This window comes from Echinicola jeungdonensis (genome assembly GCF_030409905.1).
GTDB classification, from domain to species: Bacteria; Bacteroidota; Bacteroidia; order Cytophagales; family Cyclobacteriaceae; genus Echinicola; species Echinicola jeungdonensis.
Genome location: NZ_JAUFQT010000001.1, coordinates 3,094,825 through 3,109,166, shown reverse-complemented (window position 1 = coordinate 3,109,166; position 14,342 = coordinate 3,094,825). Strand labels below are relative to the sequence as shown.

Annotated in this window: 9 protein-coding genes; 5 read left to right on the top strand and 4 right to left on the bottom strand. The window is 39.1% G+C overall.

The features are described 5' to 3' along the window. The first annotated feature begins 5 nt into the window (after positions 1 to 5). Positions 6 to 1,643, top strand: coding sequence for a sulfatase family protein (locus QWY93_RS12945; RefSeq protein WP_290248684.1), 1,638 nt, complete (start codon positions 6 to 8; stop codon positions 1,641 to 1,643). Between the two features lie 343 nt (positions 1,644 to 1,986). On the opposite strand, the gene QWY93_RS12940 is transcribed toward QWY93_RS12945, so the two are convergent. Together QWY93_RS12940 and fahA are read right to left on the bottom strand one after the other, a co-directional pair. Next, complete coding sequence (locus QWY93_RS12940) at positions 1,987 to 4,248, bottom strand: helix-turn-helix domain-containing protein (RefSeq protein ID WP_290248683.1); 2,262 nt, start codon at positions 4,246 to 4,248, stop codon at positions 1,987 to 1,989. 213 nt (positions 4,249 to 4,461) lie between these two features. After that, positions 4,462 to 5,736, bottom strand: coding sequence for a fumarylacetoacetase (gene fahA, locus QWY93_RS12935; RefSeq protein ID WP_379945459.1), 1,275 nt, complete (start codon positions 5,734 to 5,736; stop codon positions 4,462 to 4,464). A gap of 172 nt (positions 5,737 to 5,908) precedes the next feature. Here fahA and QWY93_RS12930 point away from each other — a divergent pair, with 172 nt between their 5' ends. Together QWY93_RS12930 and proC are read left to right on the top strand one after the other, a co-directional pair. Continuing rightward, the gene (locus tag QWY93_RS12930) at positions 5,909 to 8,542 is read left to right on the top strand and encodes a valine--tRNA ligase (protein WP_290248682.1); all 2,634 of its coding nucleotides are present in this window, start codon (positions 5,909 to 5,911) and stop codon (positions 8,540 to 8,542) included. A gap of 147 nt (positions 8,543 to 8,689) precedes the next feature. Further along, on the top strand, positions 8,690 to 9,490 hold the full coding sequence (proC, locus tag QWY93_RS12925) for a pyrroline-5-carboxylate reductase (RefSeq protein ID WP_290248681.1): 801 nt from the start codon (positions 8,690 to 8,692) through the stop codon (positions 9,488 to 9,490). A 58-nt stretch (positions 9,491 to 9,548) separates the two neighbouring features. Here the strand turns inward: proC and QWY93_RS12920 are convergent, their stop codons facing one another. Continuing rightward, positions 9,549 to 10,118, bottom strand: a complete 570-nt coding sequence (locus QWY93_RS12920) for a hypothetical protein (RefSeq protein WP_290248680.1) — start codon at positions 10,116 to 10,118, stop codon at positions 9,549 to 9,551. 361 nt (positions 10,119 to 10,479) lie between these two features. Between QWY93_RS12920 and QWY93_RS12915 the strand changes: the two genes are divergently transcribed. Beyond that, a complete protein-coding gene (locus tag QWY93_RS12915; RefSeq protein WP_290248679.1) occupies positions 10,480 to 11,514 on the top strand; it encodes an alpha/beta hydrolase in 1,035 nt (344 codons plus the stop codon). 9 nt (positions 11,515 to 11,523) lie between these two features. Next, positions 11,524 to 12,648 (top strand): alanine racemase, encoded by a 1,125-nt coding sequence (locus tag QWY93_RS12910; protein ID WP_290248678.1) that lies wholly within the window; start codon positions 11,524 to 11,526, stop codon positions 12,646 to 12,648. Positions 12,649 to 12,823: 175 nt separating this feature from the next. On the opposite strand, the gene QWY93_RS12905 is transcribed toward QWY93_RS12910, so the two are convergent. Beyond that, positions 12,824 to 14,212 carry an arginine decarboxylase gene (locus QWY93_RS12905; RefSeq protein WP_290248677.1) on the bottom strand — a complete coding sequence of 463 codons (1,389 nt, stop codon included), beginning with the start codon at positions 14,210 to 14,212 and terminating at the stop codon, positions 12,824 to 12,826. Positions 14,213 to 14,342: the final 130 nt, after the last annotated feature.

Sequence of the window (14,342 nt, the reverse complement as noted above, 5' to 3'; positions counted from 1 at the left end):
AACATATGAGGCCAACTAAATATATAAATGTAGCAACATTGATGATCTTGGTTACCATATTAACCTTTATGTATTCCTGTAAGGACAACGCTAAGCAGGAGAAAAGACCCAATATTGTCTTTATCATGAGTGATGACCATGCTTATCAAGCGATCAGTGCTTACAATGACAGATTGATTGGGACTCCCAATATTGACCGCATTGCGGATGAAGGAATGCTTTTCACCAATGCATCGGTAACCAACTCCATCTGTGCGCCTTCACGTGCCACCATCCTAACGGGAAAACATACCCACATTCATGGAAAAATTGACAATGTTTTTCCATTTGATACTACCAATGTGACTTTTCCACAAATCTTAAAAGAAAACGGCTACCAAACCGCCATGTTCGGGAAACTTCATTTTGGGAATAACCCTAAAGGTTTTGATGAGTTTAAAATCCTTCCAGATCAGGGAGATTACTATAACCCGGAATTTATTACCAACAAAGGAGATACTACAATAATGGGTTATGTAACGGATATCATTACCGATTTAACCCTTGAATGGTTTGAAAACCGTAGAGAAGAGGAAAAGCCATTTATGTTGTTTTATCTGCATAAAGCACCTCACAGGGAATGGTTTGCAGCTCCCCGGCATTACAAGGATTTCACCAAAAAGAACTTTCCAGAACCTGCTTCATTATTTGATGATTACAAAGGCAGGGGAACAGCAGCAAAAGAAGCAGAGATGAATATTAGAAAACACATGACGGTTTCTGCCGACAATAAAATCTATCCTGAAATTGCAAAAGAACTAGGTATTGAGGAGCCCTCAGAATGGGGATATAATGTCTTCAAAAGTAAATATTCAAGATTTACAGATGAACAAAAAGCAGAATGGGACGCTGTATATGGACCAATTAATGAAGATTTTAAAAAGCGATATCCTTCGATGACCGATGAAGACTACATGCGATGGAAATACCAGCGTTACATGCAGGATTACCTGGGATGTATTGCAGCAGTGGATGAAAATGTGGGCCGTCTTCTGAACTATCTCAATGAAAATGGACTAAGCGAAAACACCATTGTGGTATACACCTCAGACCAGGGCTTTTATCTGGGTGAACACGGCTGGTTTGATAAGCGTTTTATTTATGATGAATCATTTAAAACACCTTTGCTGGTAAAGTGGCCTGAAAAAATTAAAGCAGGAACCAAAAGCAGTGTAATGGTTCAAAACCTCGACTTTGCTCAAACATTTCTGGAAGCGGCAGGTGTGGAAGCTCCAGAAGATATGCAGGGGGAAAGCCTGATGCCTTTATTAGAGGGACACCCTGAAGAATGGACTCGTGAAGGAGTGTATTACCATTATTATGAATATCCGGGTTTTCACATGGTCAAACGCCATTATGGAATTGTAAATGAAGATTTTAAGTTAGCGCATTTTTATTATGATATTGATGAATGGGAACTGTACGACCGAAAAAAAGATCCCATGGAAATGAACAATGTCTATAACGATCCCGCTTATGTCGATGTAGTTAAAGAACTTAAAGGAAAGCTCAAAGAACTGCGTGTCAAATACAAAGATTCTAAAGAACTGGATCAATACTATATCCAGAAATATAAAGATCGCGGTATTATAAAAAGTGATTGATACCGATAGTTGAGAAATTATAAAATTTGGCTAAAAAAAACAGGAAACAATAAGTGATTATTTCCTGTTTTTGGTTTTATATGATTTTTAGTGGTGAACTTAAAGATAGGTGATTAGTTTTAATGTTAAGCGAAAACATTAACTCACTATAGATTATTCCCCATCAACTAAAAATAATGAGTTATTCAATAGTAAAACCCGGTCTTCCACCTTTATCTTTTAGCCATTGGCTAGGTTTTCCGGACAAACTACTTGCTTGAAACAATTCACCTTTCCTATTCAATTAATCATTTAACCTGCTACTACATTTCAGGTATTTAATTACCGTATTTCATATAGGAAGTTATTTTTCTACTTCACTTCCGGCCAAAACCATCTTTAGTGTACCATAATCGTATTTTCCTCCAAAATGCTCTTTGAGTTCCCCCAGGTTTTCAAAATTCCCAAATTCTTTACGGATTTCATTGATTACTTCTTCAGTCAAGCAATCTTCAAGGGCCACTCTTCCAGCTTCAATACCCTTTGCCAGATGACCTTTAATTGTAGATTCTGCAAGCCCTCTTTCATCCGCAATTTCAGGTATCTTTTTACCTGATTCAAAAAGCGCCAAAGTGAGCTCCAAGCTATCTCCTTTTTTCTGCTTCAGCTTGGGTGCCCCCTCTTTTTTTCGACCAGTTTTAGACTTAATTAGTTTGACTTTTTCCGCTGCCTCAGCCTTGGCATTCTTAATTAATTCTTCATGTAAAATTTTAAAAGCCTGATCCTCCTTATCCTTCCTCTCTGGAATATTTCCTTCAATTATATTGATCATCAATTCAGGAAGATGGCCGATACTTTTATATTTCCTGATTAGATTCTCTTCCAACTGATCTAAACCTTTTTGGTAGGATTTGGTCCAGGAAAAATTTGCAACCATCGCTTTTTGGGTAAGCACTTTCCTTAAGCAATCAAAAAGCAATTTCTGATAATAACCTGTTCCCTTCTCCAACCTTTCTTTAAGCGTATTTTCATCTTTGTTAGCCAAAAGCCTGTGCAGTTGGGCACGAAATTTTTCGGTATTTCCCCGTTCTGCAACTAGTGAATTATGGACAGACGGGATAACTTCCTGCATTTGGGGATCCTCAAAAACCATACTGTTGCTATGTTCCTTCTGAAACTCCTCAATCAACTTAAGCAAAGGCCAAAAATTATAGGTTTGTTCTACAAGGCTGTTCAAATAATTTTCTTGATGCTTGACTAGCAAAGAATGAAGTTGCAACTGCTCATTTGAACGTTGGGTAAACCCGACCACATCTGAATCTGAAAAGACCATATCAATATTTATCCTGCTTCTAAGGATCAACCCATCCAAACTACGGAGCCTGCTGAGGGCAACGTAAACTTGGCCTGGAACAAAAGCCTGGCCCACATCAATAATGGCCTTTTCAAAAGTCAATCCCTGGCTTTTATGTACCGTCACTGCCCATGCAAGTTTTATTGGATAATGTTCGAAGGTCCCCACAACATCTTCATCCAACTCCTTAGTATCTGGGTTGATGACATATTTCTTGTTTTCCCAGGTTTCCTTTTTTAGCATAAACTCTACACCATCATCATCCTTCACCGTAATATTGGAATTTTTGGTTTCGGATACAGTGGCCAATTTTCCATTATAATATTCACCTTCACCCCCACTATCATTTCGGACAAACATGATCCTGGCTCCAGTCTTAATTTCCAATCTTGAGGAAAGGGGATACAAAGAGTCAGGAAAATCCCCTTTCACTTCTGCCTCATACGTTCTGGAAGGAGAAGAAATTGATTCCAACATCTTCTTATTGATTTGATCAGCCCTATAATTATGTGTGGTTATGGTGATGATATCACTCAATCCCTCTACTTCCTTGTCTGTCCTGTAGTAACTTTGCAGCAATTCCACATCCTTTGTTTCCAGCCTATTATCCCGAAGATGGTTAAGCAAAGCGATAAATGTCTCATCCTTCTGCCGGAAGATCTTGTCCAGCTCCAGGTAAACCAGGCCAGACTCCTGCAGTGCTTTGGCTTCAAAAAAATGCATACTATTGTAAAATTGATTAAGCACCGGCCATTCCTGCTCCCGGACAATGGGAGGAAGTTGGTACAAGTCTCCAATTAGCAATACCTGCGCCCCACCAAATGGTTCCCGGAAATTCCTCCTCGCACTTCTCATCCTGTAATCTATGGCGTCCAGAATATCAGCCCGTAACATGCTGACCTCATCAATGACTAAAAGATCCAAAGATTTTAGGACGCCCTTGCGTACATTATTGAGAGGATGTTTTCTGCCCAAGGTATGCTGGGTAAAAAAACCATGTTGACTCGTGAAATTCCCTTCTGGTTCCCTTACCGGAAGGAAACTTCCCAAAGGAAGTAAAAATTGTGAATGAATGGTCACCCCTTTGGCATGTAATGCAGCAATGCCAGTGGGAGCCACAACAACAACGTTTTTATAGGTGCTTTTTGTGAGGTTTCTCAAAAAAGTCGTTTTCCCCGTACCTGCTTTGCCTGTCAAAAATATGGGAACTCCAGTTGTATTCACAAACCGGGCTGCCATTTCCAATTTATCGGTTCGCTGATTTTCCTCCATTTCCTAGCTGTTTAAAATGTACAATTTAAACAGCATATACTGCAATACAAAACAACATGATTTTTCACCATGAAAAACGGACTTAAAATTATTCCAGCTGAACCAGGGCTCCTTTAATCAACATATCCCTTTCCCGCTGAGAAAGTTTGCCAGAAAAGGGTATTTCTTTCCTTTATTTAGCAGCATTGATTTTCTTTAGGAAACCAAAGAATTCTAATTCCCTTTAGCGGGCAAAACTTTGGTGGTCACCTCCCCAAACCCAACTCTAATCCCCCCCTTTTCGCCATAACCTTTCATCTTGACAGTGTCTCCATCTTCAATGAATTTCCTTTCTTTACCACCTTCTAATTGAAGTGGCTGGCTTCCTTTCCAGGTCAATTCCAGCATGGATCCATAATTTTCCTTTGTGGGTCCCGAAATGGTACCTGAAGCGTACATATCTCCCACTTTTATATTACAACCATTGATGGTTTGATGTGCCAGTTGCTGGGCAATGTTCCAGTACATGTATTTATAATTGGACTTGCAGATCAGATTTTCATTTCCTTTTTCAGGTTGAAGGAAAACTTCCAAGTTGATATCAAACCCATGATCCTTTTGGCATTTCAAATAGGGAAGCACTTCTACTTCCTGAATGGGGGATGGAGCCCTGAAAGGTTCCAATGCCTCCAAAGTAACAATCCAGGGAGAAATGCTTGATGCAAAACTTTTACCCAAAAAAGGCCCTAAGGGAACATATTCCCAAGCCTGAATATCCCTGGCTGACCAATCATTAAAAAGCACAAAACCAAAAATATAATCCTCAGCATCTTCAGTGGAAATAGAGTCACCCATTTTGGTATCTTTTCCGGTAATAAAAGCCATTTCTAATTCAAAATCCAACTTTCTTGTGGGACCAAAATCTGGTTCTTTTTTCTCAGGATCTTTAAACTGTCCCTTTGGACGGTATATAGGTTGGCCGGATGGAATAATGGAGGATGCTCTTCCATGGTAGCCCACTGGAAGATGCTTCCAATTAGGTAACAAAGCGTTGTCAGGGTCCCTGAACATGCTTCCCACATTGGTAGCGTGTTCTTTACTGCTGTAGAAATCGGTATAGTCCCCTACTTCTACAGGCATCAACATTTCCACATCCTTTCGAGTGATCATCACCTTTCCCCTGACCTGATGGTCTTTAAGGTCTGGGTTTTCCTCCGACAAAAGCTGCTGGACCCTTTCCCTGACTTTTTTTGTGGTTGGTTTTCCGAGCCTGATAAAGCGGTTCAACGATCCCTCAAGAAATATTCTTTCTGGTAATTTAATATCCGGAAAAAAGCCGTGATCATGCAACGCAGACAAGTCAACAATTTTATCACCAATGGCAATCCCTGCCCTGGGCCCCAGTCTTTTATTTTTAAAAATCCCAAACGGCAAATTATAAATGGTAAAATCAGAATTTTGGGTACCTGAAACCCAACTTTTCATGATCGCTTCTTTTTGCTCTTTCATGGTAAAAATGTGGTTAGATACAAATTTAAACTAAATCTGTTATAATTATAGAGGAATTGCCTCTTTTAAAAACAGGTTATTGGGGCATTTTTGATGGCTTCAAAGATATTTATATTATTTTTGCCCTCTAAGAAATAATTCCGTTTCTACATTTCAAATCTTCAAAGCAAATATGTCGCTATCCACAAAATATAACCCAGCTGAAGCTGAGTCCAAATGGTATGATTTCTGGCTGGAAAATAATTTGTTCAATTCTAAGGTTGATTACAATAAAGAGCCCTACACTGTGGTCATTCCACCACCAAATGTTACCGGTGTCTTGCATATGGGCCACATGCTGAACAATACTCTTCAGGATGTTCTGGTTAGAAAAGCCCGGATGGAGGGCAAAAATGCTTGTTGGGTTCCTGGTACTGACCATGCCTCCATTGCGACAGAGGCCAAAGTTGTTGCCATGCTCAAGGAACGAGGAATTGATAAAAACACCATATCCAGAGAAGAATTTCTAAAATATGCCTGGGAATGGACGCACAAATACGGTGGAATCATTCTGGAACAGCTAAAAAAATTAGGAGCTTCATGTGATTGGGACCGCACCAAATTCACCATGGACGACAATCTTATTGATGCAGTCATCAGTGTTTTTGTTGACCTGCACAATAAAGGTAAAATATACAGAGGAATCCGAATGGTCAATTGGGACCCTCAAGGCAAAACTGCCCTTTCTGATGATGAGGTGATTTTTAAAGAAGTACAAGGAAAACTTTATTACATCAATTATAAAATTGAGGGATCTGAGAATGAATATTTGACCATCGCTACTACCAGACCCGAAACCATCATGGCTGATGTGGCTATTTGTATCAATCCCAATGACCCCAGGTTTTCCCACCTAAAAGGGAAAAAAGCTATGATCCCATTGATCAACAGGGCAATCCCTATCATTGAAGATGATTATGTGGATATGGAGTTTGGGACAGGTTGTCTTAAAATCACTCCTGCTCATGATGTCAATGACTATGAAATAGGACTTCGTCATAAACTGGAAGTTATTGATATCATCAATGAAGATGGGACCCTGAATGATAAAGCCCAAATTTTGGTCGGGGAAGACAGGTTTGTGGCAAGGAAAAAAATCACTAAACTCCTCAAAGAAGCCAATCAACTGGAAAAGGAAGAGGAATATGCTTCTAATGTTGGCCATTCGGAAAGAACGGATGCCATCATTGAACCCAGGCTTTCCCTGCAATGGTTCCTCAAAATGGAAGACATCACCAAACCAGCCCTGAGTGCGGTTATGGAAGATGTAATCAAATTGTATCCGCCGAAATTCAAAAACATGTACCGGAGCTGGATGGAAAATGTCCGGGACTGGTGCATCTCAAGGCAACTATGGTGGGGCCATAGAATTCCTGCCTACTACCTTCCTAATGGGGAATATGTAGTGGCTAAAACTGCAGAACAAGCCCTTAAATTGGCCAATGAAAAATACCAGGAAGATTACAAATTAGAAGACTTAAGGCAGGATGAAGATGTATTGGATACCTGGTTTAGTTCCTGGCTGTGGCCTATCTCTGTATTTGACACCGATATTTTCACTTCTGGAGAAAAGAATGAGGACCTAAAATACTATTATCCTACCAATGACCTGGTAACTGCCCCTGAAATACTTTTCTTCTGGGTAGCCCGGATGATCATTGCCGGATATGAATACATGGGCGAAAAGCCATTTAGGAATGTATACCTTACAGGAATCGTTAGGGATAAATTAGGACGAAAAATGTCCAAATCCCTAGGCAACTCTCCCGATCCTTTGGAATTGATCAAAAACTATGGTGCCGATGGGGTAAGAACAGGAATGTTGTTCAGCTCCCCTGCGGGAAATGATCTCCCATTTGATGAAAAACTGGTAGAACAGGGTAGAAATTTTGCCAATAAAATCTGGAATGCCTTCCGCTTGATCAAAGGCTGGGAAGTGGATACAACCATCCTAAACCACGATAACCACACGGCAATTCAATGGTTTGAAAGTCGATATAATCAAGCCTTGGAAGAAATTGAAGATCACTTCAGCAAGTTCAGGATATCGGATGCCTTAATGACAACATACAAATTGGTATGGGATGATTTCTGCTCTTGGTACCTTGAAATGATCAAACCGGATTACCAAAAGCCCATTGACCTGGAAACTTATGAAAAGACACTGGGCTTTATGGAGGGCATCCTAAAACTATTGCACCCATTTATGCCTTTCATCACCGAGGAGCTTTGGCACCAACTTAGAGGAAGAGATGTTAAAGGTGCCCTCATTGTTTCCTCCTGGCCAGAACCGGCTTCCTATAATGAAAAGCTGATCAACCAGGCTGCTCAAGTTTTCGAGGTTGTTTCCCAGATAAGAAATATCAGGGCCTCTAAAGGAATTTCCCCAAAAGAAGCTTTTGATCTTACCATCAACACCAAAAGCCAAGGATTATATGAGTCTTTTGAGGCCATTATGAAAAAACTGGCCAATTTGGATTCTATCAGTTTTGGTAAAAAGGTGGACAATGCTTTGAGTTTTGTGGTAAAATCTGACGAATTCTTTATTCCAGTAGAAGACCAATTGGATATAGAAAAGGAAAGGGAAAACCTTGAAAAAGAATTAGAATACACCAAAGGTTTCCTCAATACGGTCATGAAAAAACTGGGAAATGACCGTTTTGTCAATAACGCTCCAGCAAAGGTAGTCGAAAATGAAAAGAAAAAACAAGAAGATGCGGAAGCCAAAATAAAAGCTTTGGAAGAAAGCCTTGCCAAGTTGGTTTAAACAATAAAAATATCCATAGATTTAAAATGCTTACTGATTTTTTAGTGGGCATTTTTTTTTGATAATATTTGGAATAATTATTCACAATTTATTATTTAATTTCGTCCAGCATTATTAGACCCATTCATAATTTCACGGGACAAAAGAATGAAAAATAAAAAAATCGCCATTATCGGATGTGGAAACCTTGGCACTTCTATTGCCCATGGTTTGCTGGAATCGGAGGAATTTAATCCTCAAAATCTCACCCTCACCAAAAGACATCCGGAAAGCCTTTTTTACCTACAACCCAAAGGGGTAACCGTTATCTCTGACAACTCCCAGGCTGCATCTGATGCGGACCTGGTTGTATTGGGGGTAAAACCCTATAATGTTCCAAATATCCTTAAAGAGATAAGGCCGGTTTTAAAACCCGGCAAACAAACCATTGTTTCTTTGGCCACAGGGGTGACTTTGGAAGAGATGCAAACCGAACTTGATCCCAATACTGCCTTATTCAGGGCCATGCCCAATATTGCAGCAGATATTCAGGAATCTATTACCTGCATTTGTGGAAAAAATGGATCTACAGAGTTAGAAAACCAAATCAAATGCTTGTTCAACAGCATTGGAATAAGTATTGTCATAGAAGAACATTTAATGGAAGCAGCCACCGTCCTGGGCGCCTGTGGAGTGGCCTATGTACTCAGGTTTATGAGGGCAATGACCCAGGGAGGAATTCAGATTGGTTTTGATGCAAAAACTGCCAATATGATCGTTAACCAAACCGTTAAGGGCGCTGCAGAACTAATAATCAAAAAGGGTATCCATCCTGAGGAAGCAATTGACAAAGTCACTACCCCTAAGGGCTGTACAATTGTAGGATTAAATGAAATGGAACACCATGGATTCAGTGCAGCCATGGTAAAAGGGGTATTAGCCTCTTACAATAAAATCGAAAAACTGTAAGCCAAAAACCCCTCACAAGAATTTGTGAGGGGTTTTGAGTTTTATTTCAAAATAAGTCTTAAAAAGCATATCCAAAGCCCATACCAGCCCAAAGTGGCCAAAAACCATTATGGTTAAAAATTGGTATTACATTCACTGAAAAAAGAAAACCACCATTTTCCGGAATTTTTCGGTAACCAAGGTTTAAAGTCCCCATCAAAGCAGGTGTTTCTCCTGAATTAAGGATAAAATCAAAGTCCTTATCGGTATATCTCGTCTCCGAGTAAGTGTATTCATTTGTTACAGGGTTGTAAGTTTCGCTAGTGGAATAACCTTTATTCCGATAATAAATAAAGGTACCTCCAGCCCCTATTTCAAAAAAATGCTTTCCACTTCCCAATAATTTATTGACCTGAATTGGCAAAGTCAGCAAGGAGGCATTGTCATTCAAAGAATAGCCACCAACACCGGCACGCATCCCCCAAGAGTTTTGATCTTTTTTATCAAATCTAAAATCATAATTGAAAGAATATACCAATCCTGCTCCTCCTAATTCCAAAAACACTCCTTCTGTCGGGTGATTAGCTTCTTGGGCCATGGAAAAATTTGAAAGCAACACCATTAACAAAGTAAGTAATCTTATTTTCATGTGTTTTAATTATGTTAATAAAATAGATTTGACAAAAGTACAAAATTGAATAATACCTTAAAATAAGAATACCGAATATGATATTGTCATCCAGGCAAATTTATTTATTGTAAATCAAACATCCGCCATCGTGATTTAAAAAATCATACAAATCAAATACTTTCTCCCCACTTATTAAAGAGAAAGTTAAATACAACATTATAAGATAATAAGGAAAACCTTTAAGTCCACCTTTAATTTTTCCTTTCTCATTTCCAATAGTAATTTCACCTTAAGAAAATTCTTACCGGATTGGGGATTATTCAGTAGGATTATCCTAAAAAAGCCTTTAGTTTTATATATATTCCAAGAATTAGTGCCCATGATCAAGAGGTTTTTACCCCTAATACTCGCTTTGGCCATTATCCTTTCCTTCATTTATATGTGGGGTCCCAAAGAAACCCTTGGAACGATAAAGGGGGAATACCCTCAAGTACCTGTTGATTTGGAGCAATTGGAAATTTATATTAAGGAAAAAGAGGATACCGTCAAAGGTCTCAAGGCAGACAATGAAGCAAGAATCATTTGGGCTGACAGCTTAAATAAGGCTAAAACACCATTCTCTTTTGTTTATATCCATGGGTTTGGAGCCAGCCAAAAGGAAGGCGACCCTGTTCACAGAAAGTTGGCAAGCCATTTTGGGGCCAATTTATATTTGGCCAGGTTACCTGAACATGGCATCAAAAGGAAAAATGCATTAGAATATACTACTGCTGAAAAATTGACTGATGGTGCCCGGGAAGCTTTAATGATAGGAAAAATGCTTGGAGATAGGGTTATATTAATTGGCACTTCCATGGGTGGGTCACTTGCCATTTTATTGGCATCCGAAAGGGAGGACATTCATTCTTTACTACTTTACAGCCCTTGCATCAGGGATTTTGGCAATCAGCTGGAAGCTTTTTTCCGACCTTGGGAAGGTTGGGTACTTAAAAACTTCATGGCCAATGAACACGGGGTCCTGGTCAATAACAGAAAGGGAGAAAAGGCCAAGTATTGGTCAGAGGCTTACCATGTTAATGCCTATGCTAGCTTAGCCCAACTGGTTTTTGGGGCAATGAACCCTGAAACTTTTATACAGGTAAAACAGCCTTTATTCCTGGCTTACTATTATAAAAATGAAAAACATCAGGATCATGTTGTTTCTGTCCCAGCCATGAAAAACATGTTTGAATCGGTCAAAACAAAGGAAAACTTTAAGAGAGCCCAAGCATTTCCTAATGCTGGGGATCATGTTATTTGCTCATTTATTACCTCAAATGATTGGGAAGGAGTACTTGATGCCAGTATTAAATTTCTAAAAGATATTGCAAAAGTCCCCAGTCCCTCAAAAGAAAAATTAGCTGAAATTAAATAAACCAAAACCATGTCTTATTTGGACTCGATAACGATTCCTACTTTACTTTTAGACGAAAATAAATGCCGGAAAAATATGCAGTCAATGGCGGACAAGGCCATGAGAAACCACACCCGCCTGACCCCGCATTTTAAAACCCATCAGTCCAGGCTTATCGGAGACTGGTTCCAGGGAATTGGCATTGGAGAAATCAATGTATCCTCTATTAAAATGGCATCCTATTTTTCGGAACAAAATTGGCAAAACATCCATATCGCTTTCCCATTCAACCCTTTAGAGGCCCATCATCTGGATGAATTAGCCCACCAATCCTCCGTTTCCATCCAACTGGTCAATGAAGAAGTCACTAAATCCCTGGCCCAACAACTTAAAATTCCGGTAGGTTTTTTTATTGAAATTGATGCGGGTTACGGAAGGACAGGCGTGGAAGCATGGGACTATGAAAAAATTGAAAAAATCCTTCAGGCTGCCCGGCCCACCAATAAGCTTTATTTTAAGGGATTTTACATTCATGCAGGACATACCTATCAGGCGGATATAGCAGGCATTTCCAAAATTCATGAGGAAACAAAAAATGCGTTAAAAAAACTCAGGTCCAAGTTCAAAGAAGATTTCCCTACAATGGTCACCCGGTCAGGGGATACCCCAAGTTGCGCCTTAATGGAAAATTTTGAGGGAATTGATGAAATAAGCCCAGGCAATTTTATTTTTTATGACCTGATGCAAACGGCCATCGGTAGTTGTCACAAGGAGGACATTGCTGTGGCTTTAGCCGTCCCCATTGTTGATATCAAGGAAGAAAAAAATGAAATATTGGTTCATGGAGGGGCTATCCATCTTTCTAAAGAATATTTAATGAATGCTGATGGAAGCAAAAACTATGGGGAAGTGGTTTTGCTGAATGAAAATGGATGGAATTTATCAGAAGAAACTTCTTATTTAAAAAGTATTTCACAAGAACATGGCCTGATCCAAGCCAGCACTGGTTTGGTAAATCAGTTAAAAGTTGGGGATTTAATAGGGATTTTGCCTGTCCACAGTTGCTTAACCGCAGATTGCATGGGGGAATTTTGGTCCACTGAGGGCCAAATAATTGATCACCTTAGTGGACAAAAAAGACAACTCCCCACTTAACCGAGGACTTTGTCTAGAAGATTTATACCCAAAGGCTATAGTATTTTTCTCCCAACTGGGTGAAGTATTCAATTTCACCCTTATAACTCTACCATTTGAATTTGTGCTTAGAAATTGATTTGCAATCTCATAAAAAAAGATTACAATGGCCCGTTTTTCAACGGGCCTTTGCCATTTAAAATCCTAAGGTCTTCAACATATTTTCACTTTTTTGTTCCTCAGCAAATAATTCGTGTGTAATGTTTCCCTCTTCATCCCGGTTTATAAGTACATGCTTGGGTGCAGGAATCAAACAATGCTGTATTCCACCATAACCTCCAAGGGATTCCTGATAAGCTCCGGTATGAAAAAAGCCAATATATAGGGGCTTTCCCTCATTTTTCTTGGGAAGGTATATATTATATTGGTGAGCTTCTGAATTATAATAATCCATACTATCACAAGTCAAACCTCCCAAGGAAATGTTGTGGTACTCTTCTTTCCAATTATTAACAGCAAGCATAATATACTTTTGGTTGAGCCCCCAACTATCGGGCAATTGGGTGATAAAAGATCCATCAATCATGTACCAAAGCTCTTTGTCATTTTGAAGTTTTTGATCCAATATCGAATAAAGCACCGCACCACTTTCTCCCACCGTATAACTTCCAAATTCAGTAAAAATATGGGGTTCGGTAGTATTATTTTTGGCACACATCCACTTGATATTTTTGATAATTTGATCGGCCATATACTGGTAATCGTAATCAAAAAACACATTGGTCTTAATGGGCCAGCCTCCTCCAATATCCATGGTGTCCAGTTCTGGACAAATGGCTTTCAGATCAACATATTTCTGAATAAACCGGGTCAGTTCGGACCAATAATAGGCAGTATCCCGGATTCCTGAATTGATAAAAAAGTGGAGCATCTTTAGACTGACTTGCGGGTTGTCTTTAATCTTTGTTTCATAAAGCTCGATGATATCCTTGTACCGCACCCCCAAACGGGAGGTATAAAAACCAAATTTAGGTTCCTCATCAGCAGCAATTCTAATTCCCACCTGAAAAGGGACTTTTACATGCTCAAGGTAATAATCAATTTCCGACAGGTTATCTAAAACCGGAATACAGTTCACAAATCCATCATTAAGCAGACCAGCTATGTACTCCTTGTACAATTCTCTTTTGAACCCATTGCAAACGATATAAGTCTCCTTGCTGATTTTACCCATTTTATAAAGACTTCGAACCAAAGGAATATCGAAAGTACTGGAAGTTTCGATGTGGATATCATTCTTAAGTGCTTCATCCAATACAAAGCTAAAATGGGAAGACTTCGTACAATAACAATAAGTATATTTCCCATGATAATCGTGGTCTTCTATGGCTTTGCCAAAGTATTTCTTGGCATTCTGAATGCTTTCACTGATTTTGGGAAGATAAGTCAATTTTAACGGTGTCCCGTAAGTATGGATGATATCCATAAGATTCACCCCATTAAATAAAAGTTGATCTTCCTCTACATGGAATTCCTTGGTGGGAAAATCAAAAGTTTGTTTAATTAAATCAATGTATTTGTTCATTAGGCAATGGAGGTTTATGACTTTTTGATTCGAAAATTGCATTAATAATTGGGGAAATCAAATTAATGACTTTAGCTAATTTGCAAAAATCTATCTGGAAAAAATAAGCCATTTCAAAATCAACCTGTTA